General features: G+C 62.5%; 25 protein-coding genes and 2 tRNA genes. 14 read left to right on the top strand and 13 right to left on the bottom strand.

Annotation, left to right across the window (positions count from 1 at the left end; translation table 11 throughout):
- Window positions 1–273 precede the first annotated feature (273 nt).
- The 3 genes from J2X35_RS07275 (at window position 274) to J2X35_RS07265 (ending at window position 2,591) form a co-directional block, all read left to right on the top strand.
- On the top strand, window positions 274–804 hold the full coding sequence (locus J2X35_RS07275; RefSeq protein WP_310183343.1) for a dihydrofolate reductase family protein: 531 nt from the start codon (window positions 274–276) through the stop codon (window positions 802–804).
- Window positions 805–903: 99 nt separating this feature from the next.
- A complete protein-coding gene (locus tag J2X35_RS07270) occupies window positions 904–2,016 on the top strand; it encodes a DUF2157 domain-containing protein (RefSeq protein ID WP_310183341.1) in 1,113 nt (370 codons plus the stop codon).
- Window positions 2,013–2,591 carry a GDYXXLXY domain-containing protein gene (locus J2X35_RS07265; RefSeq protein ID WP_310183339.1) on the top strand — a complete coding sequence of 193 codons (579 nt, stop codon included), beginning with the start codon at window positions 2,013–2,015 and terminating at the stop codon, window positions 2,589–2,591. The genes J2X35_RS07270 and J2X35_RS07265 overlap by 4 nt, the downstream gene beginning before the upstream one ends.
- Before the next feature lie 151 nt (window positions 2,592–2,742).
- Here J2X35_RS07265 and J2X35_RS07260 read toward each other — a convergent pair.
- Window positions 2,743–2,827, bottom strand: a tRNA-Leu gene (locus tag J2X35_RS07260).
- 338 nt (window positions 2,828–3,165) lie between these two features.
- Between J2X35_RS07260 and tig the strand changes: the two genes are divergently transcribed.
- The gene (gene tig / locus J2X35_RS07255) at window positions 3,166–4,629 is read left to right on the top strand and encodes a trigger factor (RefSeq protein ID WP_310183758.1); all 1,464 of its coding nucleotides are present in this window, start codon (window positions 3,166–3,168) and stop codon (window positions 4,627–4,629) included.
- Window positions 4,630–4,726: 97 nt separating this feature from the next.
- Here tig and radC read toward each other — a convergent pair whose 3' ends face one another.
- Both radC and map read right to left on the bottom strand, forming a co-directional pair.
- Entirely contained in the window at window positions 4,727–5,443 is a 717-nt protein-coding gene (gene radC, locus J2X35_RS07250) for a DNA repair protein RadC (RefSeq protein ID WP_310183757.1), read from the bottom strand.
- 153 nt (window positions 5,444–5,596) lie between these two features.
- Window positions 5,597–6,424 carry a type I methionyl aminopeptidase gene (gene map / locus J2X35_RS07245; RefSeq protein WP_056110005.1) on the bottom strand — a complete coding sequence of 276 codons (828 nt, stop codon included), beginning with the start codon at window positions 6,422–6,424 and terminating at the stop codon, window positions 5,597–5,599.
- A gap of 278 nt (window positions 6,425–6,702) precedes the next feature.
- Between map and J2X35_RS07240 the strand changes: the two genes are divergently transcribed.
- Complete coding sequence (locus J2X35_RS07240) at window positions 6,703–7,005, top strand: DUF982 domain-containing protein (protein WP_056110002.1); 303 nt, start codon at window positions 6,703–6,705, stop codon at window positions 7,003–7,005.
- A 48-nt stretch (window positions 7,006–7,053) separates the two neighbouring features.
- Here J2X35_RS07240 and J2X35_RS07235 read toward each other — a convergent pair.
- The 3 genes from J2X35_RS07235 to J2X35_RS07225 form a co-directional block, all read right to left on the bottom strand.
- Window positions 7,054–7,128, bottom strand: a tRNA-Glu gene (locus tag J2X35_RS07235).
- An 80-nt stretch (window positions 7,129–7,208) separates the two neighbouring features.
- Window positions 7,209–8,444 (bottom strand): YcbK family protein, encoded by a 1,236-nt coding sequence (locus tag J2X35_RS07230; RefSeq protein WP_056110000.1) that lies wholly within the window; start codon window positions 8,442–8,444, stop codon window positions 7,209–7,211.
- 216 nt (window positions 8,445–8,660) lie between these two features.
- Complete coding sequence (locus J2X35_RS07225) at window positions 8,661–10,499, bottom strand: class I poly(R)-hydroxyalkanoic acid synthase (RefSeq protein WP_310183334.1); 1,839 nt, start codon at window positions 10,497–10,499, stop codon at window positions 8,661–8,663.
- A 159-nt stretch (window positions 10,500–10,658) separates the two neighbouring features.
- On the opposite strand from J2X35_RS07225, the gene J2X35_RS07220 reads away from it, so the two are divergent.
- The 4 genes from J2X35_RS07220 to recJ all read left to right on the top strand — a co-directional run bounded on the left by J2X35_RS07220 (window position 10,659) and on the right by recJ (window position 15,507).
- Window positions 10,659–10,991 (top strand): hypothetical protein, encoded by a 333-nt coding sequence (locus J2X35_RS07220; protein WP_310183333.1) that lies wholly within the window; start codon window positions 10,659–10,661, stop codon window positions 10,989–10,991.
- Window positions 10,992–11,051: 60 nt separating this feature from the next.
- Window positions 11,052–12,269 (top strand): LL-diaminopimelate aminotransferase, encoded by a 1,218-nt coding sequence (locus tag J2X35_RS07215; RefSeq protein ID WP_056109994.1) that lies wholly within the window; start codon window positions 11,052–11,054, stop codon window positions 12,267–12,269.
- A gap of 41 nt (window positions 12,270–12,310) precedes the next feature.
- On the top strand, window positions 12,311–13,624 hold the full coding sequence (locus J2X35_RS07210; protein WP_310183331.1) for a homoserine dehydrogenase: 1,314 nt from the start codon (window positions 12,311–12,313) through the stop codon (window positions 13,622–13,624).
- A gap of 98 nt (window positions 13,625–13,722) precedes the next feature.
- Window positions 13,723–15,507: a single-stranded-DNA-specific exonuclease RecJ gene (gene recJ / locus J2X35_RS07205; protein ID WP_310183330.1), complete on the top strand. Its 1,785-nt coding sequence runs from the start codon at window positions 13,723–13,725 to the stop codon at window positions 15,505–15,507.
- A gap of 18 nt (window positions 15,508–15,525) precedes the next feature.
- Here recJ and J2X35_RS07200 read toward each other — a convergent pair whose 3' ends face one another.
- The 3 genes from J2X35_RS07200 to folE all read right to left on the bottom strand — a co-directional run bounded on the left by J2X35_RS07200 (window position 15,526) and on the right by folE (window position 17,693).
- Window positions 15,526–16,491: a patatin-like phospholipase family protein gene (locus J2X35_RS07200; protein WP_310183329.1), complete on the bottom strand. Its 966-nt coding sequence runs from the start codon at window positions 16,489–16,491 to the stop codon at window positions 15,526–15,528.
- Window positions 16,492–16,576: 85 nt separating this feature from the next.
- Window positions 16,577–17,035, bottom strand: coding sequence for a phosphoribosyl-AMP cyclohydrolase (gene hisI, locus J2X35_RS07195; RefSeq protein ID WP_310183327.1), 459 nt, complete (start codon window positions 17,033–17,035; stop codon window positions 16,577–16,579).
- A 22-nt stretch (window positions 17,036–17,057) separates the two neighbouring features.
- Window positions 17,058–17,693 carry a GTP cyclohydrolase I FolE gene (gene folE / locus J2X35_RS07190; RefSeq protein WP_056109983.1) on the bottom strand — a complete coding sequence of 212 codons (636 nt, stop codon included), beginning with the start codon at window positions 17,691–17,693 and terminating at the stop codon, window positions 17,058–17,060.
- 229 nt (window positions 17,694–17,922) lie between these two features.
- Here folE and J2X35_RS07185 point away from each other — a divergent pair, with 229 nt between their 5' ends.
- Entirely contained in the window at window positions 17,923–18,372 is a 450-nt protein-coding gene (locus J2X35_RS07185) for an iron-sulfur cluster assembly scaffold protein (RefSeq protein ID WP_056109981.1), read from the top strand.
- A gap of 30 nt (window positions 18,373–18,402) precedes the next feature.
- On the opposite strand, the gene J2X35_RS07180 is transcribed toward J2X35_RS07185, so the two are convergent.
- Window positions 18,403–19,452, bottom strand: coding sequence for an LLM class flavin-dependent oxidoreductase (locus tag J2X35_RS07180; protein ID WP_310183324.1), 1,050 nt, complete (start codon window positions 19,450–19,452; stop codon window positions 18,403–18,405).
- A gap of 241 nt (window positions 19,453–19,693) precedes the next feature.
- Here J2X35_RS07180 and yidD point away from each other — a divergent pair, with 241 nt between their 5' ends.
- The 3 genes from yidD to thrS all read left to right on the top strand — a co-directional run bounded on the left by yidD (window position 19,694) and on the right by thrS (window position 23,186).
- Window positions 19,694–20,032 carry a membrane protein insertion efficiency factor YidD gene (yidD, locus tag J2X35_RS07175; RefSeq protein WP_310183322.1) on the top strand — a complete coding sequence of 113 codons (339 nt, stop codon included), beginning with the start codon at window positions 19,694–19,696 and terminating at the stop codon, window positions 20,030–20,032.
- 156 nt (window positions 20,033–20,188) lie between these two features.
- Window positions 20,189–21,085, top strand: coding sequence for a restriction endonuclease (locus J2X35_RS07170; protein ID WP_310183320.1), 897 nt, complete (start codon window positions 20,189–20,191; stop codon window positions 21,083–21,085).
- A 109-nt stretch (window positions 21,086–21,194) separates the two neighbouring features.
- Window positions 21,195–23,186 carry a threonine--tRNA ligase gene (gene thrS, locus J2X35_RS07165; protein WP_310183319.1) on the top strand — a complete coding sequence of 664 codons (1,992 nt, stop codon included), beginning with the start codon at window positions 21,195–21,197 and terminating at the stop codon, window positions 23,184–23,186.
- A 43-nt stretch (window positions 23,187–23,229) separates the two neighbouring features.
- Here thrS and J2X35_RS07160 read toward each other — a convergent pair whose 3' ends face one another.
- Window positions 23,230–24,195: a hypothetical protein gene (locus J2X35_RS07160; RefSeq protein ID WP_310183317.1), complete on the bottom strand. Its 966-nt coding sequence runs from the start codon at window positions 24,193–24,195 to the stop codon at window positions 23,230–23,232.
- Between the two features lie 155 nt (window positions 24,196–24,350).
- Between J2X35_RS07160 and J2X35_RS07155 the strand changes: the two genes are divergently transcribed.
- Window positions 24,351–24,941, top strand: coding sequence for a nitroreductase (locus tag J2X35_RS07155; RefSeq protein ID WP_310183315.1), 591 nt, complete (start codon window positions 24,351–24,353; stop codon window positions 24,939–24,941).
- Here J2X35_RS07155 and J2X35_RS07150 read toward each other — a convergent pair.
- Together J2X35_RS07150 and J2X35_RS07145 are read right to left on the bottom strand one after the other, a co-directional pair.
- A complete protein-coding gene (locus J2X35_RS07150) occupies window positions 24,938–25,819 on the bottom strand; it encodes a CoA ester lyase (RefSeq protein ID WP_310183314.1) in 882 nt (293 codons plus the stop codon). The two genes, J2X35_RS07155 and J2X35_RS07150, sit on opposite strands and share 4 nt — an antisense overlap.
- Window positions 25,819–26,283, bottom strand: coding sequence for a MaoC family dehydratase (locus tag J2X35_RS07145; protein ID WP_056115576.1), 465 nt, complete (start codon window positions 26,281–26,283; stop codon window positions 25,819–25,821). The genes J2X35_RS07150 and J2X35_RS07145 overlap by 1 nt, the downstream gene beginning before the upstream one ends.
- Window positions 26,284–26,369 lie beyond the last annotated feature (86 nt).

Raw genomic sequence — 26,369 nt, 5'->3', positions numbered from 1 at the left:
GATTTAAAAGCGCTATTGGTGCATGGCAGCATTGCGTTTTGTGCAATGCAGCATTAACGGCTTTGCTCTGATCCGGCAGGGGTGAAATTTGTCGTAGCATCAAGCGCTTGCGAGACCTTGGCACCTGCGCTGGATGGGATATCTATGCCATTCACCTGCCAGTGAGCCAAAAATAACGAAAAAGGGCGGCTCAAAGAATCGCTAGCCGAGCCGCGTCTCAGCAGCTTTATTGCGCATGCCGCCGATCTGGCGGCTTTCCTGAAGGGTGAGAGCATGGCTAAGTTCGTCTTTGGAATGAACCAGTCCCTGGACGGCTATGTCGACCACTTGCAAATGCAGACCGGTCCGGCGCTCTTTCGTCATTGGATAGAGCATGTGCGCGACCTGACCGGCAGTGTCTATGGTCGCCGCATATACGAACTCATGCGTTATTGGGATGAAGATCGTCCTGAGTGGAGTGCCGAACAACACGAGTTCGCAGCGGCGTGGCGGAGCCAACCGAAATGGGTTGTGTCGCGCACGCTGAAGTCCGTCGGTCCCAATGCAACACTTGTATCGGATGACGTCGAGGCGGTGATGCGTGACCTGAAAGACCGGCTCACTGGCGAGATTGCAGTTTCGGGACCGGAGCTAGCAAGGAGCCTGACCGAACTTGGTCTTATTGATGAGTATCGACTCTATTTCCACCCCGTCGTGCTCGGTCGCGGCACGCCTTTCTTTGCCGGCCCGCGCCCGCCGCTTCGGCTTGTTTCCATCGATCCTGTTGGCGAGGACACGGTAAGACTGACATATGCTCCCGCCTGATGTTGGGGGATGCGTATTCCATACATTTCAAATCGGGGCGTCACCGCTTCTGGGTTTTGACCCTGGGCTGTATGATGTTTGTGGCAAAGGGAGGGGTGCATGGCGAGCTATTCGTCGAAAGTGCGGCAGGATATCGCGCGCTGGACCGAAACCGGCATGATCGACGCCGCGACGGCGCAGGCGATGATCCGCGATATCGACAGCCGTGAACGCCGGTCGCTGAGCTTCGGCTCGATCCTGGCGATGATGGCGGCGCTGCTGTTCGCCACCGCGTTGCTGATCCTCGTGGCTGCCAACTGGGAGCTCATTCCACGATTGGCGCGCGTGGTGTCGCTGTTCGCGGTCATCCTCGCCGGATATGTCGGTGGCGCGCTCTTGAAGACCCGCGGTCACCCGATGATCGGCGAGGCGCTCTGGATCGTGGCGGTCGCGGCGTTTGGCGGGTCGATCGCCCTGGTCGGCCAGATGTATCATCTGTCAGGCGACGAATCGTCAGCCATGCTGACCTGGTGCGCCGGCACGGCTCTTGCCGCCGCCGTGCTGCGTTCCAATCCCCTGACGGTCGCCGCCGTCGGCATCGCCGACGCCTGGGTATTCATCAAGCTCTCCAACGGGTTCAATCTGTTTCGCAGTTTCGATTTCCCGCATATGTTCGTAGCCGTCGTGGCAGTGTTGTTCGGGCTGTCCTATTGGACACGTAGCCAGCCGGCCCGGCATCTCATCATCCTCTCGCTCATCGCCTATGCGGTGCTTGTCGCCGTCGACAATGGCCTGCCCGGCGTGTCTTTCGCGCTGGCGGCGATATCCGCCGTGTTGTTCCTCGCTGGAGTGCTGGCGCGGGAACCCGTCGACAGGATCGTGCAACTGGGCGGACGCCTGCCGCTGCATGGGCTGATCGGCTTCCTGACCGGCATGGCGCTGATCCAGTTCGAACTGTCAGACAGCGGCCTCTTCGTGCCCGTGGCTGCTATCGCGCTGGCGGGGATAGCCGCCGCCATCGTGCTGGGCGGGCGCGAGAGCCGGAGGCTGCGCTGGGTCGCCTATCTCGGCTTCGCCTTCGAGCTCTGCTTCATCTATGCGGAGACGATGCAGACCATGCTTGGGACGGCGGGCTTTTTCTTGGCGGCCGCGGTCATCCTGGGCATTCTCGCCATCGTCATCATCCGCGTCGAAAAGCGGCTTCGCCCTGCCAGCGAGGGAGCGGTGTCATGAAAGGGAAGGGGCTCATCGTTTCGGCGCTGGTGCTGGCGCTTGTGCAGATCGGCTTCCTGAGCTGGATCATCGCCGGGCGCGCGGCGATCCTGCGCAACGGGCAGGAGGTGCTGCTGAAGGTGGAGCCGGTCGATCCGCATGACCTTCTGCGCGGCGACTATGTTTTCCTCAGCTATGAAATCTCGCGCATCCCGGTCGAAGTGATCGCCGACGTCCCGGTAGGCAAACTGACGACCGACGACGGCCGGCTTACGGTGCGGATCAAGAAGGCCGACGACGGCTACTGGCGTCCTGCCGCCGCCTGGCTGGGCACGCCGTCGTCGCCGCCCGGCGCCGAGGAAGCCGATATTGCCGGCCATATCGCAGCCGGCTGGCAACTGACGCCCGGCACGACCCTCTCGCCCGACTATGGAATCGAACGCTTCTATCTGCCGGAGGGCGAAGGGCTGGCGATCGAAAAAGACATGCGCGTGCGGCCATTCGGCATCCGCGCCGCGATCGCGGCCAACGGCACAGCGCAGATCAAGGCGCTGGTAGATGGTGAGAGGACGCTTTTCGAGGAGCCGATGTATTAGGAGGTTCCGACCCGAAATTCTGGTTCATTTCAGCAGGCGGAGCCGTGCAATAGCCGACGAACGCAAAGGGGTTCGCAAGGGCGGCCGCCAGTCGACCGTCAGGCCGCCCCATCGGAGCGGTGAGCGAAGCGAACTCGCGCGAGATGGGGAATGGTGCGGATGAGAGGACTCGAACCTCCACGCCTTTCGGCACTGGAACCTAAATCCAGGGCGTCTACCAGTTCCGCCACATCCGCTTCCGCACCGGCAATCCCATGCGGCCATCATTCTGTCAATGTCGGCGCGGATACCGGGCTGTGCAGCAGCGCGAAGATGGTTGAAAATTGGGCTCGCGTGTGACAAAAGGCGGGTCGAATGTGACGGGACGCGACTATCCGCTTCTGCAAGATGTGAAAAGAAGTAGGAAAAACAAAGACTTATTCACATTTTGGAGCGTTTTCCGGATGATTTGGACCGCCTAAAAGGGGTCCAGGCGCTGGTTCCCGCACCGAAAGCCATTCCCGGCAGGATATCCGGCAGGCGGTTACGGCAGCAGCCGTTGAACTGCCTCATTGTTGGAAACAAAGGTTAGATGATGCAGGTCACGGAAACGCTCAACTCCGGTCTCAAGCGCGAGATCAAGGTCACAGTGCCGGCCGGCGATATGGAAGCCAAGCTTCTGGCGCGGCTTTCGGATGCGAAGGACAAGGTTCGCATCAACGGCTTCCGCCCCGGCAAGGTGCCGGTGCAGCACCTGCGCAAGGTCTACGGCAAGTCGTTCATGGCCGAAGTGGTCAACGAGATTTTGAACGACGCCCGCTCGATCATCACGGACCGGGGCGAGAAAGCCGCCATGCAGCCCGAAGTCGTCATGACCGAGGACGAGAAGGAAGCCGAGAAGATCCTCGCCGGCGGCGCCGATTTCGAATTCCATCTGAACTACGAGGTCATTCCGCCGATCGAGATCAAGGATTTCTCGGACATCAAGGTGACCCGCCCCGTCTATGACGTGCCGGACTCCGAGATCGACGAACAGGTCCAGCGAGTTGCTGAATCGTCGCGGTCCTATGAGCCGAAGGACGGCAAGGCCGCCGAAGGCGACCGCGTCACCATCGACTATGTCGGCAAGATCGACGGCGAAGCATTCTCCGGCGGCGCCGGCAACGATCAGCCGCTGGTGCTCGGCTCGAAGGAATTCATTCCCGGCTTCGAGGACCAGCTCATCGGCGCCAAGGCCGGCGACGAGCGGCTCGTGACCGTGACGTTCCCTGAGAACTACCAGGCGGCGCATCTGGCCGGCAAGGAAGCCACCTTCGACGTCACCGTCAAGGAAGTGGCGAAGCCCGGCAAGCTGGAGATCAACGACGAGACCGCCAAGACCCTCGGCCTCGAATCGCTCGAGCGTCTGCGCGAAGTCGTGCGTGGCCAGATCGAGAACCAGTTCGGCTCCATGACCCGCCAGAAGGTCAAGCGCCAGCTGCTCGACCAGCTCGACGCGTCCTACGCCTTCGAAGCGCCTTCCAAGCTGGTCGATGCCGAGTTCAACAACATCTGGGCGCAGGTCAACCGCGACCTCGAGGCCGCCGGCAAGACCTTCGCCGACGAGGACACCACGGAAGAAGAAGCGCGCGCCGAATATCTGCGTCTTGCCGAGCGTCGCGTGCGCCTTGGCCTCGTTCTCGCCGAGATCGGTGAAAAGGCCGGCGTCACGGTTTCCGACGAGGAACTGCAGCGCGGCCTGTTCGAGCAGGTGCGGCGCTTCCCGGGCAACCAGCAGCAGGAAGTGTTCGAGTTCTACCGGTCCAACCCGGAGGCGCTCAATACGCTGCGCGCGCCGATGTTCGAGGAGAAGGTCGTCGACCATCTGCTCGGCCAGGTCTCGGTCACCGACAACAAGGTGACCAAGGAAGAGCTGATGGCCGAGGACGACGAAGAGACGGACACCAAGGCAAAGAAACCCGCCAAGAAGGCGGCGGCCAAGAAGGCCGATGACGCCGAGGCGGGCGAGCCTAAGAAGAAGGCGGCGCCGAAGAAGAAAGCCGCTGAAAAGGCGGAGTGATTTCGGACAATCGACTGTGAAAAGGCCGCCCAAGGGCGGCCTTTTTGATTCTAACCCTTATCCGGCCTCCCCGGTGGCTCGGATAGGGGGGAACCAGTCAGATCAGCAGCAGCCCCTTCATCGACGCATGTCCCTTCTTGCCGATGATGATGTGATCGTGCACGGCGATGCCCAGCCGCTTGCCCGTCTCGACGATCTCCCTGGTCATGTCGATGTCGGCGCGCGACGGCGTCGGATCGCCGGAGGGATGGTTGTGGACGAGGATGATCGCCGTGGCTGAAAGCTCGAGCGCCCGCTTGATGACCTCGCGCGGATAGACCGGCGTGTGGTCGACCGTACCGGTCTGCTGTACCTCGTCGGCGATCAGCACGTTCTTCTTGTCCAGGAAGAGAATGCGGAACTGCTCGCGCGCCTCGAAGGCCATGGCAGCGCGGCAATAGTCGAGGACCTGTGTCCAGGACGACAGGGTTTCACGGTCTTTCAGCTCACTGCGCAGCATACGGTGAGAGGCAGCCGCAATCACCTTGAGATCGAGCGCCACGGCGGGACCGATCCCCTTCACCTCCCGCAGGAGCGTTTCCGGCGCGCCCAGAACCTCCGCCAGCGTGCCGAAACGGGCAAGCAGCGCCTTGGCGACCGGTTTGGTGTCGGCGCGGGGTATCAGCCTGAAAAGCAGCAGTTCCAGCAGTTCGTAATCGGGCAGGGCGGCATGGCCGGCGGCGGAAAAACGTTCGCGCAGCCGGTCGCGATGGCCGAGATAATGCGGCCTGCCGCCTTCGGCGTCGTCTCGCCCGGTCTTGTTCTTGTCGAGCAGCGGAAGCGCCTGCTCCGCCAGCCCCCGCCTTTTGTCTTCGCCCACTTGTCCTGCTCCCGCCCCGAGCGAATGATAAGCCAAGTCGAGGTGGCAGTGAAATGCCGGCCGCGCATTTTTCAAATGAGGATTCTGCCAGCGAAGCCTCGGCTCGCGTCAGCCGGGAAGGCCGGGGCGGTCCAGGCCACCGGGCGACAGCGTGAACACCTCGCAGCCTGTCGATGTGACGCCAACGGTGTGCTCATACTGAGCCGACAGCGAACGGTCCCTTGTGACAGCCGTCCAGCCGTCCGACAGGACCTTCACATGCGGACGGCCGAGATTGATCATCGGCTCGATGGTGAAAATCATGCCCGGGCGCATCTCGACGCCCTCATGGGTGCTGCCATAGTGCAGGATGTTCGGCGCATCGTGGAACAGCAGGCCGACGCCGTGGCCGCAGAAGTCGCGCACCACCGAGCAGCGTTCGCCCTCGGCATAGGACTGGATCGCAGCGCCGATGGCGCCGGTGCGGACGCCTGGCTTCACGGCGGCGATGCCGCGCATCAGGCATTCATGCGTGACTTCCAGAAGCCGTTCGGCGGCGCGCTTGATCGTCCCGACCGGATACATGCGGCTGGAATCGCCGTGCCAACCGTCCAGAATATAGGTCACGTCGATGTTGACGATATCGCCTTCGCGCAGCGGCTTGTCGTCCGGGATGCCGTGGCAGACGACGTGGTTGATCGAGGTGCAGGACGACTTCGTATAGCCGCGATAGTTGAGCGTGGCGGGCAGCGCGCCATGGTCCATGCCGTATTCGAAGACAAAGCGGTCGATCGCATTGGTGGTCACGCCGGGCTGCACCATGGCGGCCAGTTCATCCAGGCAACGGGCGGTGAGCTGGCAGGCCTTGCGCATGCCGGCGAAGGCCGCCTCGTCGTAAAGACGGATTTGTCCGGTGTTGCGAAGAGGCGCGGCGGCTGCGTCGAGATAGGTCGTCATTGAGGGTCCAAGATCGTGAAAGGCAGATTTGGCATCTGAACCGGCGCTGTTCAAGCAATAAGTGCCCTTCAGAACCTGCTCTGCCACCGATCACGGCGTTTTGTGCGGTTTCGACTGTGCCGGATCGGGGGCGGCGATACCTTGTGAATTGCCGAAAGATCAAGCCCCGATACCGCAGTCGCGACACAATTCGGAGCCATGGATGGACCAATCCCCTTGCAACCTTAAACCGCCGCCGGCGTTGCCTCGATCTGAGGCCGCTGGTCCGGAGATTTGAAATGGACGAACTGCAATTTGCCATTCCTGTGCGGGTGAAGTTGTCGGATGGGCAACCCGTTGAGGAAGTCTACGGCGTGGATCAGGCTCTGGAAATCCTGAGCGAGTGGCCGTCAGGACGCCAGGGCCCGCTCTACCAGGCCGCCTTCAACGCCTGCTTTGGTGCGTCGGTGGGCGTCACCGGGGCCGAAGACGCATGTCGCGCCTTTTCCGCCTTTTGCAGGGTCAGCGGTATTCTGGCGCCCGAGATGCACCTGCAGGGTGTCCATCGTGAAAAGGAGACCGGGCATCGCCTTCGTGTCTAGCGAAATGCGTTGTCCCCGTTTGGGACGCTGAATATTTGCTTGGAGAGTTGGTACGCCCAAGGGGAATCGAACCCCTGTTACCGCCGTGAAAGGGCGGTGTCCTAACCGCTAGACGATGGGCGCAGCTGAACGAAGCGGGTTATAGTTGCGTTGCGCGCGCCCGGCAACCCGTTCTCCCGCCGGAAAGACAACTTTTTTGCAGGCTATTTCCGGCGCCGGCAGCGCCAGTTCCAATCGCGCTCGGGGCCGACATCCACGTGCACGGAATTGGTGTGGCAATAGGTGCCGACGCCGCCCCGTCCCGGCATGGTGCGCAGGTAGCTCGCCAGTTCCCATTTGCCGACGCCCGGCACCTGCACGTCGGCGGCGGCGCAATACATATGCAGCGAGTTCTTCGCGCCGCGGGCGCGCCGGTTGCGGTCGGGATTGCGGTAACCGGACGTCACAACAAGCTTCTTGCCGTAGTGACCCTCGATCAATTTGAGCACGCGCACGAGCGACGGCTTCAGGCAGGCGACATCGACGCCTTCCGTCTGCTTCAGCAGGCCATTGGGAGCAAGGCGGGCTAGGCCGGCGGCGGATGCCACCTGATAGGCGCCGCCTTCATCCTCATTGAGATCGACGTCGCTGTCGTCGTCGATGCCGGATTTGCGGCGGATTTCGAATAGCGCGGTCTGGCGCACGCCCGGCAGCGAATCGGAACCGATTCCGGACCCTACTGAAGCCAGCGCCAGCGGCTTTTGCGAAGACGAGGCGGATGCCAGCGTGATGAGCGGTTTCGCCGGCTCGTCGTCGTTGGCGATGTTCTCTTGTGCAGGTTTCGGGGGCGTCTTGGGCTGTGGAGCCGGAGCCGCCTGCGCCGGGGTCGCGCCGAACAAGGAAGCCAGGAAGCCCTTCTTCTTTGGCGCTATCGGCTGGGAAGGCATTTCGCCGGCGGTCACATAAACCTGGCTCTCGCCGGTGGGCGCTGCCGCTGCGGTTTCCGTTTCAGCTTTCTTCGGCGCGGTTGCCGCGGCATCGCCGGCTGCGATTTTTGCGGCGGCCTCTGTTGTCTGCGCGGCGGTCTGCAATTGCGGCTGTAGCGCCTGCGGGAGCTTTTCGCCGATTGCCTGTGCGCCATCCGGCGACGCGACCGCCGGGAAACCGGCATCTGGCTTCGACGTCGGCAGATAAGCGACCTGCACCGGCAGTTCAGTGCTGCCTTCGGCGCTCATCAGAGGCTGGGGGGCAGCCGGCGCTGACGAATCAAGGTCCTGGGTCTGGGCGGAGGCCGAGGCGGCCGCTATATCGCCCGGCTTGGCGTTGTAGCCGGCCATGCCTACGGAAAGCGTTGGATCGGTGGTGGAGGTGCAGGACGCGAGAAGCACAGAGAAAAGTGCTGCCGCAACAGCGCGGCACTCCCCCCTCGCGAAACGCGATCCTCTTGATTTCAAAACCAAATTCCCCCTCGCTATTCCGTCCCGAAAATGATTGATGCGGCGCTTGCGCCCCCGCGCCTGTCAATCGTGTCACCGGGCCCGGAAAGGAGACCTGTGTCAAATGCGCAAGCCTTGGACGGAATCGTACGCGAACAAAGGATTCCATCAACTTGGCAGTTGACGTAACCATTTCGCTCGCTTTAGCGCTGAGGTCAACTCACCAGACATTACAGTCTGTTACACACGCGTCCTGACATAATCGCCGGGCGCATTTCCCAGTGTTTTCAAATGCTTGCCGGGCTCGCGCGCGGGAACCCGCTTGTCGTCCCTGGCTTCGATCCATTTCTGCCAGTGAGGCCACCAGGAACCCGGGTGTTCAGCTGCCGCGGTAACCCAATCTTCGAAAGCACCCTCGGGCTGTCCGCCGGTCCAGTACTGGTATTTCTTCAAGCCGGGCGGGTTGACGACGCCGGCGATATGGCCGGACCCGGCCATGACGTACTGAACGTCGCCGCCAAAGTACCGGCAGCCGAGGAAGACCGACTTCGCCGGCGCGATGTGATCTTCCTTCGAGGCGAGGTTGTAGACAGGGATGGTGATGTCGGCGAGCGAAACGGTGCGGCCGGCGAGTTCCATGCGCCCATTGGCCAGATTGTTCTCCAGATAGCAGTTGCGCAGATAGTAGGAATGGTTGGCGGCGCTCATGCGGGTGGAGTCGGCGTTCCAGTAGAGAAGGTCGAAGGGCAGGGGATCCTTGCCGCGCATGTAATTGTTGATGACATAAGGCCAGATCAGGTCGCCCGACCGCAACATGTTGAAGGCGGTGGCCATCTTGGTGCCGTCCAGAAAGCCCTTTTCGCTCATCGCCTGTTCGAGAGCGGCGATCTGCTCCTCATCGACAAAGACCTTTAGATCGCCGGCATAGGTGAAATCGACCTGCGTGGTGAAGAAGGTGGCCGAGCGGATGCGATGGTCGCCTTCCTGCGCCAGAAGCGCCAGCGCCGCCGCCAGCAGCGTGCCGCCGACGCAATAGCCGATCGCGTTGACCTCATTCTCGCCCGTCGTCTTTTCGACTATGTCGAGCCCGTATTGCAGGCCTTCGCGAATGTAGGCTTCCCAGCCCTTGGTTCCGTGGCGTTCGTCGGGATTGATCCAGGAGATGACGAAGACCGTGTGGCCCTGGTCGACCGCCCAGCGGATGAACGATTTTTCCGGATTGAGGTCGAGAATGTAGAACTTGTTGATCCATGGCGGGCAGATGAGCAGCGGCCGCTTGAGCACCGTCTCGGTTGTCGGATCGTACTGGATGATCTCGGCCACGTCGCTGCGGCCGACGACCTTTCCGGAACTCACGGCGATGTTCTTGCCGATCTCGAAGCGGGAATAATCGGCCTGCCTGAGCTTCAAATCGCCCTTGCCGGCGGCGATATCCTCGGCCAGCATCTTCATGCCGCGCACCAGGTTCTCGCCGTTCGAGGCCACCGTCTCACGGAAGATCTCGGGATTGGTGAGAATGAAATTCGACGGCGAAATGGCGTTGGTGACCTGCTTGACGTAGAAGCCGGCCTTGTGGCGGGTGTGTTCGTCCAGGCCGTCAGCGTGCTCTACCAGGTCCGAAGCCCAGCGCGCGGTGACGAGATAGGTCTGCTTGAGGAAGTCGAAAAAGGCGTTTTTGGCCCATTCGGGGTCCTGGAAGCGGCGGTCGCCGCGTTCGGGTTGCACCGGGTTCTGCGGCTCGGCATCGGCATCGCCGCCAAGGCGCTGAACGGCCCCGGCCCATACGCCCATATAGCCCGAAAACAGCCGCGTCTGCGCCTCGAGCGCGCGCTGCGGGTCGGCCAGCCAGTATTCCGTCAGCTTCGAGAAGGTCTTGACCATATCGGTCATGGGCTCGGCGACATGGTCGCGGGCCTCGCCTTTCTCGCGCGGTTGGGCCCATGCCGAGGCGGCCTTGCCGGCCTGCTCGATCATGCGGGCCATGTTCAGCGCGAAGCGCTCCGGGTCCTTGACCAGATATTGCTCGACAGACGAAGTTTCGGATGCTTCCGTTTTGTCCGAATCGGATGTTTTGGACATGATGGACGCTGTTCCTCTGGAAGCGTTTTCTTGACATATTACCATGCGATGCCGAATAGGGTCCAACGCGCTCTATTCGGCCGACGGGAAAACAATATGACACATAGTATTGGTTGGCCTCTTTTTTCGGTTTCCGGGAACTTTTGCCGCACCGTTGCGATGGTGGGGCTGGTCGCCATCAGCGGATGTTCGAGCACGAGCGGCGAGGACAGCGCGGCGCAATCTCTGGAAGCCGGACCGAAGAACACCGGAAGCTTTCCCAATCTGAACATCGTGCCGAAGCCGGCGAGCACCCAGTTCACCGCTGCGCAAAGAGCATCCAAAATGTCTGAGCTGGCCTCTGACCGCCAGCAGGCGCAGGGCAGCGGCGGCGCTGCTCCGCCGCCCGGCGATACGGCGGAGATGAACAAGCTCGCGAAAAATCACGCCAGGGATGCGCTCAAGCAGATCGAGAGCAACTGCGATGCCGCCCTCGACCCGACGTGCAAATAAGTATATATCGCGCGGCTAAATCCTGACCCTGGATAACGCCTCCCATCGCCTGGAACTGACATGGAAGAATTTCACAAGGTCCGCCGGCTTCCGCCGTATGTTTTCGAGCAGGTCAACCGGCTGAAGGCCAGCGCCCGTTCGCGCGGCGCAGACATCATCGACCTTGGCATGGGCAATCCCGATCTGCCGACGCCGAAAGCGATTGTCGACAAGCTGTGCGAGGTCGTGCGCGATCCGCGGACACACCGCTATTCTTCCTCACGCGGCATTCCCGGACTGCGCCGGGCGCAGGCGAACTATTATGCCCGTCGTTTCGGCGTGAAGCTCAACCCCGATACGCAGGTCGTGGCGACCCTTGGCTCGAAGGAAGGCTTCGCCAATATGGCGCAGGCCATCACCGCGCCCGGCGATGTGATCCTGTGCCCGAATCCGACCTATCCGATCCATGCCTTCGGCTTCATCATGTCGGGCGGCGTCATCCGCTCGCTGCAGGTCGAGCCGGACGACAAGTTCATCCCGGCGGTGGAGCGCGGCATCCGCCACTCCATTCCGAAGCCGCTGGCGCTGATCCTGAATTATCCGTCCAACCCGACGGCGCTGGTGGCATCGCTGGATTTCTACAAGGACGTCGTCGCCTTCGCCAAGAAGAACGACATCATCATCCTGTCCGATCTCGCCTATTCCGAGATTTATTTCGACGGGAACCCGCCGCCCTCGGTGCTGCAGGTTCCGGGCGCGATGGATATAGCGGTGGAATTCACCTCGATGTCGAAGACGTTCTCGATGCCGGGCTGGCGCATGGGATTCGCCGTCGGCAACGAACGGCTGATCTCGGCTCTGACGCGGGTCAAGTCCTATCTCGACTATGGCGCGTTCACGCCGATCCAGGTAGCCGCGACGGCGGCCTTGAACGGCGACGGCGCGGATGTCGCCGAAGTGCGCGAGATCTATCACCGCCGCCGTGACGCCATGGTCGAAGCCTTCGGCCGCGCTGGCTGGACGATTCCCGCGCCGGCTGCCTCGATGTTCGCCTGGGCGCCGATCCCGGAGCAGTTCAAACATCTCGGCTCGCTGGAATATTCCAAGCTGCTGATCGAGCATGCGGACGTCGCGGTGGCGCCGGGCGTCGGCTTCGGCGAACATGGCGACGACTATGTGCGTTTGGCTTTCGTCGAGAACGAGCACCGCATCCGCCAGGCGGCGCGGAACATCAAGAAATTCCTCGCCACCAGCGCAAAGCAGCCGAACAATGTGGTGCCGCTGGCCGCGCATCGCTGAGGCTGTTCGCCGGATTTAATCAGAACTGACTGGGGGCTTACATGACCGAAGCGTTGCGTGTCGGGATCGCCGGCCTCGGCACCGTTGGGGCCTCGGTAGCCCGCGTCCTGCGGGACAAGGCGGCCGAGCTGACGCGCCAGTGCGGCCGGCCGGTGACGGTGACGGCGGTTTCGGCGCGCGACGCCAGGCGTGACCGCGGCGTCGATCTCTCCGGCGCGCAATGGTTCGAAGATCCGGTCAAGCTGGCGCAGTCCGGCGACATCGACGTCTTCGTCGAACTGATCGGCGGCGACGAGGGGCCGGCGCGGGCTTCCGTGAAGGCGGCGCTGGAAGCCGGTCGCCATGTCGTCACCGCCAACAAGGCGCTGCTGGCGCGCCATGGCGTCGCGCTCGCCGAAATCGCCGAGAAGAAGGGCGTTCTGCTCAACTACGAAGCTGCGGTGGCTGGCGGCATTCCGGTCATCAAGACGATGCGCGAGGCGATGGCCGGCAACAGCGTCAACCGCGTGTTCGGCATCCTCAACGGCACCTGCAACTATATCCTGACCCGTATGGAAGCCGAGGGCCTGACGTTCGAGGCCTGCCTGGAGGACGCGCAGCGGCTGGGCTATGCCGAGGCCGATCCGACATTTGACATCGAGGGCAACGACACGGCGCACAAGCTGTCGATCCTCACCAGTCTTGCCTTCGGCACGAAAATCGCTGCCGACGACATCTATCTCGAAGGCATTTCCAACATCACGCAGGCCGATATCCGCGCGGCGGGCGAACTCGGCTACCGTATCAAGCTGCTCGGCGTCGCGCAGCGGACGGACAGCGGCATCGAGCAGCGCGTGCATCCGACCATGGTGCCGACCGCTTCGGTGATCGCGCAGGTTCATGGCGTCACCAACGCGGTGGCGATCGAGACCGACATTCTGGGCGAACTGCTGCTGTCCGGTCCCGGCGCCGGCGGCAATGCGACGGCGTCCGCCGTCGTGGGCGACATCGCCGACATCGCCAAGAGCCGCCCCGGTTTCCAGCACGGCCCGGTATTCGGCCGTCCGGCGAAGGAGTTGCGCCCTTACAAGAAGGCGCAGATGCGCAGCCATGCCGGCGGCTATTTCATCCGGCTGACCATGCATGACCGTGTCGGCGTGTTCGCAGCCGTCGCCAAGCGCATGGCCGACAACGACATTTCGCTGGAATCGATCGTGCAGCATTCCGTCGGCGCCGAAGAGACCGACCGCAAGACGGTGATTCTGGTGACGCACGAGACGACGGAAGCGGCGGTGCGCAAGGCGGTTGACGGCATCACCAGGGACGGCCATCTGATCGACAAGCCGCAGGTCATCCGTATCGAGCGCGCCGGCTGACGGCAAAGCCTTGAAAAATTTTGATTTCTTGTGCCCGGCCGTCGCATAGTGCGGAGGATGAGAGTTGTCTGCACGACACCGCGAATGAATGGGCACCGATGACGGGAGACCGGCGTTTCTTTCTGGACGTGCGGCGCTCGGCGACGGGCGTCGCGTGGGTGCATCGTCTGACGGAGCGGCAGGACATGGCGGCGCTTGCCATCGCTCAGGGCCACGGCGTGCCGGATATCGTCGCGCGCGTGCTCGCCGGACGCGGGGTGCTGGCTATGGACACGGCGCGCTTCCTCGATCCAACGATCCGGGAGTTGCTGCCCGACCCTTCCTCGCTGACGGATATGGAAAAAGCGGCTGGGCGCATCGCCGACGCCGTCGTTCGCGGCGAGAAGGTCGCAATATTCGGCGACTATGATGTCGACGGCGCCGCCTCGTCGGCGCTGCTAAAGCGTTTCCTGGCGCATTTCTCGATCGCCAGCGAAATCTACATTCCCGACCGCATCTTCGAAGGCTATGGGCCCAACCCCGACGCCATGCGGGATCTCGTCGCGCGCGGCGCGCAGCTGATCGTGACGGTCGATTGCGGCACCAACAGCGCCGCTGCCATCGACGCGGCGAAAGAGGCCGGCGCCGATGTCGTGGTGCTGGACCATCACCAGGTCGGCGGGGCGCTGCCCGCGGCCGACGCGATCGTCAATCCAAACCGGGAGGACGATCTGTCGGGGCAAGGGCATCTGTGCGCCGCCGGGGTCGTGTTCCTGACACTGGTGCAGACGGCCAAGATCCTGCGGGGCAGACTACCGGACGCCACGCAGCCGGATCTGTTGTCGCTGCTGGACCTGGTGGCGCTGGCGACTGTCTGCGATGTCGTGCCGCTCACCGGCGTCAACCGCGCCTTCGTCGTCAAAGGGCTTCTGGCGATCCGCCAGCAGAAGAATGCCGGCCTGGCGGCGTTGGCGCAGGTGTCTCGCATTGGCGAGCCGATCAGCGTCTTTCACCTGTCGTTCCTGATCGGGCCGCGCATCAATGCCGGTGGCCGCATCGGCGACGCGGCGTTGGGCAGCCGGTTGCTGGCCACCGATGATCCTGTCGAGGCCCGCACCATCGCCGAGACGCTGGACAGGTTGAACCAGGAACGCCAGGCCATGGAGCAGGCGATGCTGGCGGAGGCGCGCGCCGAGGCGGAAGCTGAACTGGCCGGGGGCAACGGCCCAGCCATCGTGGTAACCGCAAGTTCGAACTGGCATCCGGGCATCGTCGGGCTGATCGCTTCGCGGCTGAAGGACCATGCGCGGCGGCCGGCCTTCGCCATCGCCTTCAATGCCAACGGTGTCGGCACCGGATCGGGCCGGTCGGTGCCGGGATTCGATCTCGGCCGTCTGGTGCGCGAAGCCGCCGATGCCGGCCTGATCGTCAAGGGCGGAGGGCACGCCATGGCGGCCGGCATCACTGTCGAGCGTGAGAGGCTGGGGGCGCTGCGGGCCTTCTTCGAGGAACGCGCCGCGGCGGACATTTTCCGGCTGCAGGACGAGGAAAGTCTGCTCATCGACGGAGCCTTGGCGGCGGAGGGCGCGACCATCGACCTTTTGGATGCGCTGGAGAAGGCAGGGCCTTTCGGTACCGGTCATGTTCAGCCGCTGTTCGTGCTGCCGCGCCACCGACTGGCCGATGTGCGCCCGGTGGGGACCAACCATCTGCGCATTGGCTTGACGTCGGAAGGCGGCGGGCGTGTCCAGGCTATGGCGTTCCGCGCGGTCGATACGCCGCTTGGCGATTTCCTGTTCAAGAACCGGGGAAACATGCTGCATGTCGCAGGCTCGCTGTCCGGCAACTACTGGAACGGCAACCGCTCGGTGCAGTTCCGCATCGTCGATGCGGCATTGGCCTGAACCGCTTTCTGGAAGATGCTAGACGAGCACTTCCTGCAGCCGCTTCAGTTCGGCGATATGGACCATGGTGCTTTCGTAGCCCAATCTGATCGCTTCGTCGGCGCGATGGAACTCGGTCAGGCCGATGTGGCTGAGCTTCGGCTGCAGCGACATGTCCGGCGGGTCGCCGGCGAGACGAGCGCGCGAGATGCGATCCTGAATGATGTTGAAGGCCTCGACCATGACGCCGGTGATGCCGAGCTTGGTTTCATGCACCTGCCGGCCGGGTATCGCCGCGGCGGGCGCATCCTTCTCGACGGTCAGTTCGCCGGCATTGTGCTTGATGACGGCTGCGCGGCCGAACAGATCGTAGTGCAGGTTCACCGCCACCACCAATTGCTGCTCATAGGCGCGGCAGACCGAAACCGGGACCGGATTGACCAAGGCGCCATCCATCAGGATGCGGCCATTGACTTTGACCGGTTCAAACACGCCGGGTAGCGCGTAGGAAGCGCGCATGGCCGTCACCAACGAGCCGTTCGACAGCCAGATTTCGTGGCCGGTGCGGATTTCCGCGGCGACGCAGACGAAAGGCTTTGGGAGATCCTCGAAACGGATGCCGGACATGTGTTCGCGCAGCCGGGCGTCGAGCTTCAGGCCACCCAGCAGACCATTTCCGCCAAAGCGGAAATCGAGCAACCCGAAGATGCGCCGCTTGGTCAGGCTGCGGGCGAATTCCTCGAGCTCATCCAACTTGCCGGCAAGATAGCAGCCGCCGACCAGCGCGCCGATCGACGTTCCGGCGATCATCGAAATCTCGATGCCGGCCTCGTCCAGCGCGCGCAGGACGCCGATATGCGCCCAGCCTCGGGCGCACCCGCCGCCGAGCGCCAGCGAAATGCCGGCTTTCCTGAAAGGCCCGGAATCGGCTGTGCCGCCGGGAGAGGAATGGCCGTTGGCCTCCCGAACATCGGTCTTGCTCAGCAATGACGCCCATTCGAGCATCACATTCTCCCTCGTCTCGCCACAAGTCTAACGCAGTGCCGTATCGAAATCATGAATCTGTGTGGTGAGATTGGGGCAGACGGGTTCACGGTATTTTTCGATAGGTTTCCTTGGCGTCGAACATGGGATTGCTGCCGTCATCGACCAGCGTCGCCTTGCCGTCAGTCAGCCCTACTGTCCGATAGAAACATGAACGCCGGCCGGTGTGACAGGTTGCATGGTGACCCGAGACTTTAACGCGCAGCCAGATGGCGTCCTGATCGCAGTCGGTGCGCATCTCGACGACCTGCTGCAAGTTTCCCGATGTCTCGCCCTTTTTCCAGATTTCGCCGCGCGAGCGGGACCAGTAGTGGGCGATGCCGGTTTCGAGCGTGAGCGCCAGCGCTTCGGCGTTCATATGCGCGACCATGAGCAATCCGCCTTCATCGGCATCCGTGACAACGGCAGTCACAAGCCCGGCCGCGTCGAAGCGCGGCGAGAAGACGGCGCCTTCTTCCAGCGAAGCCTTGTTCGCGGAAGGGGTTGCGAATTCGATTGCCGACATGGATGTTCTGCTTTTCCTGCGCTCAGCCAGCGCTGCCGCGAACCATGGTCACGAAGCGCACCTGCTCCTCCGGCGAATCCCGGAAGACGCCGGTGAACGTCGAGGTGAGCGTGGTGGAACCCTGCTTGCGGATGCCGCGCATGGCCATGCACATATGCTCGGCCTCGATCATCACGGCGACGCCGCGGGGATTGAGCACGTCCTGGATGACGCTGGCGATCTGCGCGGTCATCGCTTCCTGGGTCTGCAGGCGATGGGCGAAAATATCGACGACGCGGGCGATCTTCGACAGGCCGACGACCTTGCCGTCCGGCAGATAGCCGACATGCGCCTTGCCGATGATTGGCACCATGTGGTGCTCGCAATGCGAGTGGAACTGGATGTCCTTGACCAGCACGAGATCGTCGTAGCCGGCGACTTCCTCGAAGGTGCGGCCAAGCTCGTCAGCCGGGCATTTGTCATAGCCGCCGAACATTTCCCGGTATGCCTTGGCCACGCGCTGAGGCGTGTCCAACAAGCCTTCGCGGTCGGGATTGTCGCCGGTCCAGCGGATCAGCGTGCGCACAGCGGCCTCGACTTCCTCCTGGCTGGGGCGGTCGGTGACCGGCTTGTCCATGTAGGCGGACTGGGGCATGATTTTCTTGAACACGGCATCCATTAGCGCGTCTCCCGTAGTTCCCCTCGCTGGAGGAACGAGTTGAACGGACCACGGCCTCCTGGGTGTCGGAAAATTCGAGCCCGAAAGCGACGTGAACTGGTCCGGCAGTACAGGCTTTGCTGTCGCCTTGTCGATACCGGGCAGTCATCATTATATATGGTCATGCCGAGCGAATGAAAGGCCGCTTGCGGTAAAGCTTGTTCGGCTTGCGGCAGCGGATCGGAAAATAATGATCGACGACGTCTATAATGCGAAAATACTTGGTTTTGCCGGAAACATCGAACGGATCGGCAGGCTGGAGCATCCGGACGCCAGCGCCAAGGCGCATTCCAAGCTTTGCGGTTCGACGGTGACCATCGATCTCAGCATGAAGGACGGCGTGGTGACGGATTTCGCCCATGAGGTGAAGGCCTGCGCGCTCGGCCAGGCGTCGTCCTCGATCATGGCGCGTCATGTCGTGGGCGCGAATGCGGAAGAACTGCGCGCGGTGCGCGAGGCAATGCTGAAAATGCTGAAGGAGAACGGCGCGCCGCCGCAAGGCCGCTTCGCCGACCTCAAATACCTTGAGCCGGTGCGCGACTACAAGGCGCGCCACGCCTCGACCATGCTGACCTTCGACGCCGTGGTCGACGCCATCGGCCAGATCGAAAAGAAGCAGGCAGAAGAAAAGGCGGCCTGAGCCGCCTCGTCCTTTCCGGAAAAATGCCGCCTAAGCTGCTTCGTCCTTTTCCGCCAAAAGCTCCCTCACCATCGGAATGACCTTGGTGCCGTAGAGTTCGATGCTCTTCATCATCTTCTCGTGCGACGTCGTTCCCGACGAGTATTTGAGGTCGAAGCGATCGGCCCCGAGAGCCCTGACGGTCGCGGCGATCTTCCGGGCCACGGTTTCGGGCGAACCGGCATAGGTGGAGCCACGCTCGATCTCGCCGAGGAAGCCTTCCTTCGTCGTCGCCGGCCAGCCGCGCTCGCGGCCGATCCTGTCATGCATCGCCTTGTAGCCGGGCCAAAGCTCCTCGCGCGCCTGCTCGTCGGTCTCGGCGACATAACCCGGCGAGTGGACGCCAAGCGGCATCGCGTCGCCGCCGAGCTGAGCCTGCGCGCGCTTGTAGAGATCGACGAAGGGCAGGAAGCGTTTCGGATCGCCGCCGATGATCGCCAGCGTCATCGGAATGCTGTAACGCACGGAACGGATAACCGATTCCGGGCTGCCGCCGACGCCGATCCAGGCGCTGAGCTTGCCGGTCTCGATCTGCGGATAGACCGTGACGTCCTGCAGCGGCGGCCGCATCTTGCCCTGCCAGGTCACCGGACCGTTGGTGAGAAGGGCCGCGAACAGGTCGAGCTTCTCCTCGAAAAGCGCCTCGTAGTCGTTGAGCTTGAAGCCGAACAGCGGGAAGGATTCGGTAAACGAACCGCGACCCAGAATGACCTCGGCGCGGCCGTTGGAAAGCGCGTTGACCGTGGAGAACCGTTCGAAGACGCGGATCGGGTCATCGGACGAGAGCACGGTCACCGCCGAGCCGAGCTTGATGCGCTTTGTCCTGGTGGCGATGCCCGCCAGCAGAACTTCCGGTGCGGAAACGGCGAAATCGGAGCGGTGATGCTCACCAACGCCGATGAAATCGACACCAACTTCGTCGGCAAGGACGGCTTCGTCCAGTACGTTGCGGATGACTTGCGCCTGCGGCAGCAACTGGCCGTCAGACCCGACGGTGACATCGCCGAATGTGTCCATGCCGAATTCGATGGTCTTGCTCATTGTCAGTCTCGATCCGCGGGAAATCCGGCGGTAGCCGGTCGCGAGAGGCGCTTGGCCGGGTCTTCGGCAAGCATGGGTTGGTTGGGCGATAAATAGGATAGGCCGCGCCACTGCGCAAATTGAACAACCTCTACTCACTGTTCAGTCGTGGTTGACAACGCGGCCGACGGGAAATCATTCGATGGCCTCGAAAACCTGACCGAAATCCTTATCTTGGCAGCAGGACCATTTGGGATTTCGCTTGCACGATTCACACAAGCCGCCAGCACGGCAAGGCCGCAACTATTCCGGCCCGTGGCCGAAAACGCCAACTCGGCTTTTCGGCATCGGACTGGTGCGGCTTTATCAACTGACGCTTTCAGGTTTTGTCGGCAACACCTGCCGGCATATGCCGACCTGTTCCGAATACGCCTATGAGGCGATCGCGCGGCATGGGTTGTGGGCAGGCGGATGGATGGGAGCGTTCCGGTTCATGCGCTGCGGGCCAGGCGGAACGCATGGCATCGACAATGTGCCGGAAAGGCTCGAAGGGCGATATCGGTGGTTTCTGCCCTGGCGCTACTGGGGGATCGGAAAGTAGGGTTTCGAGCCGCTGCAACAGGTGCGCGCGTTTCTGCATTCGCAGCGATTCTTCCAGCAAATTCATGGTGATCTGAAGCAGACCCCGCAACGTTTTAGTTTGCGTTGCTCATATTCCGATTTACAAGTCGTAACGGAATTTCGGGGGGAATTCACAATGTTCAGATCTGCGATCACTTATCTTGGTATGACGGTCGCCATCGCTCTTTTCGCCATGGTGTTAGGAGTTACTGGCGCGATCGTTGCTGGTGGCGACTCGTCTCGTTCCGGCTTGGTCCTTCTCGGCGGGCTGATCTTCTTCTTCAGCCCGGTCATTTCCGGGGCATGGTTCTGGTTCAGGCGCCGCAAGGCGCGATCGCATGCCTTTTTGCTTCAGGCGGAGCAAAACGCGATGCTTCACAGACTGGCGAAAGAGGAAAGCGACAGGGACTTTTTGCGGCGACGTTTTCTGGAAAGGCAACGGCTGATCGACGCTGTGGACCGGCATCGGGTCGCCCTGACCAGAAATCTGCAGCGCGCGGTCACGAAAAATGATTACGGGTCGATCGTGTCCGATTCCACCCATGAAGCGCTGCGCGAGTTTTTTGCCAGCATTGCCCTCGACGAGGCCGCTATCGGAAGAACGGAAGCGTCCGAACTGGTTTTTGAGCAACTGGATTTCCGCAGAGCCCAGGATCGGGAATTGGGATTCGACCCCGGGAACATCCCGTTTGACGGCCATTCCTTCGAAAATTGGGTTGCCGAAGCCCTGGTCGCGTTTGGCTGGCAGTCAGAGATTACAGCGGCCTCGGGAGATCAGGGCATCGACGTCGTGGCTTCGAAAAACGGCAAACGGCTGGGGCTTCAATGCAAGCTCCATAGCGCGGCGGTCGGAAACAAGGCGATTCAGGAAGCTCACGCGGGCAAGGTGTACTACCGGCTCGATGCGGCCGCCGTGGTCACAAACGCCAACTTTACGTCAAGCGCTCGAGACCTGGCGACCGCAACCGGGGTCTGGCTGCTCTCGCATCACGACATTCCCCTTGTTTACGAGAAGGTTTTCGGCGCTCGCTAAGAATGGCAGCCGTCGTCACTCCCAATCCGCTTCACATCCGGGATTTTTCGGTTTATGTCGCCAACTCAACCACCCGCGTTCGTATGCGGGACTGGATAGGAGAAGACCGATGGCTCAAGTTTCCCTGACATTCCCCGACGGTTCCGTCCGCGACTACGACGCGGCTATGACCGGCGCTGCGCTCGCCGAGTCGATTTCCAAGTCGCTGGCCAAGAAGGCCGTCGCGCTAGCCATCGACGGCGAACTGCGCGACCTGTCCGATCCGCTGCGGAAATCCGGCAAGGTGGAGATTGTCACTCGCGACGATCCGCGGGCGCTGGAACTGATCCGCCACGATGCCGCGCACGTGCTGGCCGAAGCGGTGCAGGAATTGTGGCCGGGCACGCAGGTGACCATCGGCCCGGTGATCGAGAACGGCTTCTATTACGACTTCGCCCGCAACGAGCCCTTCACGCCGGAGGACTTTCCCGCCATCGAGAAGAAGATGCGCGAGATCATCGGCCGCAACAAGCCGTTCACCAAGCAGGTCTGGGATCGCGCCAAGGCGAAAAAAGTGTTCGGCGACAAGGGCGAGCGCTACAAGCTGGAATTGATCGACGCCATTCCCGACGACCAGGACCTGAAGATTTATGCGCAGGGCGACTGGTTCGATCTGTGCCGCGGTCCGCATATGGCCTCCACCGGGCAGATCGGTTCGGCGTTCAAGCTGATGAAGGTGGCCGGCGCCTATTGGCGCGGCGACAGCAACAATCCGATGCTGACACGCATCTACGGCACTGCCTGGGCAGATCAGGCGCAGCTCGACCAATACATGCATATGCTGGAAGAAGCGGAGAAGCGCGACCACCGCCGCCTCGGCCGGGAGATGGACCTATTCCATTTCCAGGAGGAAGGGCCGGGCGTCGTCTTCTGGCACGCCAAGGGCTGGAAGATGTTCCAGAACCTGATTTCCTACATGCGCCGCCGGCTTGGCGACGACTACCAGGAGGTCAACGCGCCGCAGGTGCTCGACAAATCGCTGTGGGAGACGTCCGGGCACTGGGGCTGGTACCAGGAGAACATGTTCGCGGTGAAGAGCGCGCACGCATTCACGCACCCTGACGATCCGGACGCCGACCAGCGCATCTTCGCGCTCAAGCCGATGAACTGCCCCGGCCATGTGCAGATCTTCAAGCATGGCTTGAAGTCTTATCGCGATCTGCCGATCCGGCTTGCGGAATTTGGTAATGTGCATCGCTATGAGGCATCCGGCGCGCTGCACGGGCTGATGCGCGTGCGCGCCTTCACCCAGGACGATGCGCATATTTTCTGCACCGAAGAACAGCTCGAGGCGGAAATCCTGAAAATCAATGACCTGATGATGTCGGTCTACAAGGATTTCGGCTTCGACGAGGTGGTGGTGAAGCTGGCCACGCGGCCAGAGAAGCGCGTCGGCACTGATGCAGCGTGGGACCATGCCGAGGATATTCTGCGGCGTGCGCTCTCCCGCATGGCGCGCGAGGACAACCGCATCAAGACCGGCATCAACGAAGGCGAGGGCACGTTCTACGGCCCAAAGTTCGAGTACACGCTTCGCGACGCCATCGGCCGCGAATGGCAGTGCGGCACGACGCAGGTTGATTTCAACCTGCCGGAGCGTTTCGGCGCGTTCTACATCGGCTCGGATTCGGAAAAGAAGCAGCCGGTCATGGTCCACCGCGCCATCTGCGGTTCGCTCGAGCGCTTCCTCGGCATCCTGATCGAAAGCCACGCCGGGCAGATGCCGCTGTGGTTCGCGCCGCTGCAGGTGGTGGTGGCAACGATCACCTCCGATGCGGACGAGTACGTGAAAAAGGTGGTGGCGAAGCTGAAAGCGGCCGGGCTTTCCGCCGAGGCCGACCTGCGTAACGAGAAGATCAACTACAAGGTGCGCGAGCATTCGCTGGCCAAGGTTCCGGTCATCCTCGTCTGCGGCAAGCGCGAGGCGGAGGAAGAGACCGTCAACATGCGGCGGCTCGGTTCACGGGATCAGCAATCCTTCGGACTTGCCGAAGCTGTTGGCTTGCTGGTGGACGAAGCTTTGCCACCGGATCTGAAGCGCCAGCGCGCGGGTAACACATAGTGCAAAAGGCGATGCCGGCTTGGCCAGCGTCGCCTTTCAAGTGTCAATCGGCGCCTTCCTCGGGGTCGATGGCGGTGGCATCGGACGCAATCACCTCGACCTCGGCGTTCTTGCCGGCCTCGACCTTGATGTCCTTCTGGTAGATTCGGTCGCGGTTCTTGGCGATGACGGTGTAGTCGCCTTCGGCAAGCACCATGGGTGCGAACGCGCCGACCATTTCCTTGATCGGATCGCCGGATTCGTTGAGCACAGACCATGACGTGTCGGCGATGGCTTCGCCGCCGGTTTCACGCACCAGCTTCATGGTGACTTCGGCGGCGCGGTGCTCGACCGTCGCCTCGGTCAGCTTGCCTGCCTCGACGCGGATGTCGGAGCGGATCACGGCGTTGACCGCGCCGTAGGTGGACACAACATGATAGACCCCGGCATTGAGGCGCACCACGGTGTTGGGTTGCACGTCCGGAATGATGAGGGGGCGGTCGCCATCCGCTTCGGCATGTCCGTCGTAAATGGAGAAGCGCAGCTTGCCGGGCGGAATGCGGACGCCGCCGGACGAAACCGCGTCCAGTTCAAGCCCGCCGGCATCAAGGACGAGGCTTTCGCGCTTCGGTTCCCGGCTGACGGTTATGCGCTTGGTGGCGCCGGCGCGGCCATAGGAGGCGTGGACGAGATAGCTGCCCGGCTCGAGCTGCAGCACGCTGGTGCCGCCATGGGCAGATGCGACCAGCGGCAGCTTGCCGTCGGCGCCCGGTTCCGGCCGGAAGACGCGCCAGACGATGCCGCGGGTGATATCGGCGCCCTTGTCCATGAGCTGGGCGCTGAGTGTGATTTCTCCCGCCTGGTCGGTGGCCAGAGACCCATTGCTGCGGGGCGGGGCATAGCCGGAAATATCGGGCAGATGGAGATTGCCGAGGCCATCGGCATCCTGCGTCTGCGCAACCCCTGCGGCCATCGCCAGCATGGCGGCGGCGAGGGCGGGGACAAAAAGGCGGCGGACCTTCACGAACATGCTTGCGTTGAACCCCAAGCCGGTGGCAATTTCAAGACCCAGAAGCCTAGGCTGACATGCCGGACGCTTCTTTTCCAGCACGACAGTGCAAGCCCGAGCCGCCCGACTTCCCGATGGTGCGCTTCAGCCCAAAATCAGACTTGAAGGATCGCGCCGTGACGTCGCCCATCATAGATTTCCTCCTTACCCGAAATTCCGCGCCGATTCCCGAATTGCGCGACCCGGCTCCCAGCGACGCCGATATTGCAACCATGATCACCGCCGCGTCTCGCGTGCCCGACCACGGGCGGCTGGAGCCGTGGCGCTTCATCGTCTACCGCGGACAGGCTCGCATCGAGATCGGGGAGAAACTGGCGGCGCTGGCCGAGGCGCGGGAGGGGCCGCTTGCGGAAAACCGCCAAAAGCAGGAACTCAGCCGGTTCTCGCGTGCGCCGCTGGTCATCGGCGTGGTCTTCGTGCCGCGCGAAAGCCCGAAGATCCCGGAATGGGAAATGTTCATCTCCGGTGGCATGGCGGCGATGAATTTGATGATCGCGGCGAATGCGCTCGGCTATGGCACAAACCTGATTTCCAACTGGTATTCTGACGTGCCGGAGGGCAGGGCGCTGCTGGGGCTGGCGCCGCAGGAACGGGTGATCGGCTTCGTTCATCTCGGCACGCTTGCCAGCCCGGCGCCGGAACGTCCGCGCCCCGATCCGGCAAAGCTGGTGACCGAATATGCGGGGCCGTGGAGGGATAACGCCTAGACAGCGATACCCGCCGCCTTGCCGCGCGCCAGCAGGCGCTGCGCCAGCCGCAGGTGCGGGCGGTCGTACATCTTGCCGTCGATGCCGACGACCCCCGGATCGCCGGCGGCCTCGAAGGCGGCCACGATCGCTGCCGAGCGCTCCAAGGCTTCCGGTGTCGGCGTAAACGCCGCGTTGATGATCGGCACCTGATCCGGATGGATCGCCATTTTGCCGGTGAAGCCATCACGCTCGGCCTCGGCGCATTCTGTCGCAAGAGCGGTGCTATTGCGGAAATCCGGGAAGATGGTGTCGATGGCCGCGACCTCTGCCGAACCGGCGGCCAGAATGGTCATCGTGCGGGCCAGACGGAAGACGTCGGTGTAGCGGCCCGTTTCATCGCGCGCGGCGCGTGCGCCGATTGCCGCCGAAAGGTCTTCCGCGCCCCAGGTCAATCCGCTCAGCCGGGCGCTGGCTCCGGCATAGGTGGAGGCGGCAAGCACGCCGGCAGCCGTCTCGGTAATGATCGGCAGGATGGCTATACCGCCGTCCGGCAGGCCGCTTTGCGCCTCGCACACCCGCAGCATGGCCGACAGGTGCTGGACGTCGCGACCGCTGTTCGACTTCGGCAGCATGATGCCGTCGGGCCGGACGGGGACCAGCGCGGCTAGGTCGGCTTCGGTCATGCCGGTCGAAAGATCGTTGACGCGAACATAGACCGCCGCCTTGGTGGCGTTGCATTGGGCGGCGATGAAAGCGGCGGCGGTCTGCCGCGCCGCATCCTTGTTCTGCTGCGCGACGGAATCCTCGAGATCGACAATCACCACATCGGCTTCGGACGAGAAGCCCTTCGCCAGCTTCCTTTCCGAATCTCCCGGAACGAACAGCAGGGAGCGCATCAGGCGGTTGCCTGGGATGGCTTTTTCATCATCATCGCCTGCCGGATGCATTTGGCGACCAGAACGTCGTGCTGGTTGTAGGCGCGATGCTCGAACTCGACGATGCCGCGGTCGGGCTTCGACTTCGATTCGCGCACAGACACGACCGTGCTTTCGACCCGGATCGTGTCGCCATGGAAGACCGGATGCGGGAAGATCGTTTCCTTCATGCCGAGATTGCCGATGGTGGTGCCCATCGTCATGTCGTTGACGGAAATGCCGATCATCAGGCCGAGCGTGAAGAGCGAGTTGACCAGCGGCTTGCCCCATTCGGTCTTCGAAGCGAAATCGAAATCGATGTGCAGCGGCTGCGGGTTCAGCGTCATGACTGAAAACAGCATGTTGTCGCTCTCGGTCACGGTCTTGCGCAACGTGTGCCGGAAGACATGGCCGACGATGAATTCCTCAAGATACAATCCGGCCATGATGATCCTCCTGCCAAGTTTGATAAGCGCTGGCCGGCGGCGCTTCAAGCGGGTTAATGAACATGGTGAACCGTTCGTAAACCATT

Origin of the sequence: Mesorhizobium sp. BE184 (genome assembly GCF_031457045.1) — a bacterium.
Taxonomy (GTDB): domain Bacteria; phylum Pseudomonadota; class Alphaproteobacteria; order Rhizobiales; family Rhizobiaceae; genus Mesorhizobium.
Note: the sequence above shows the minus strand (reverse complement) of the source record. Positions and strands in the feature narration are given on the sequence as shown.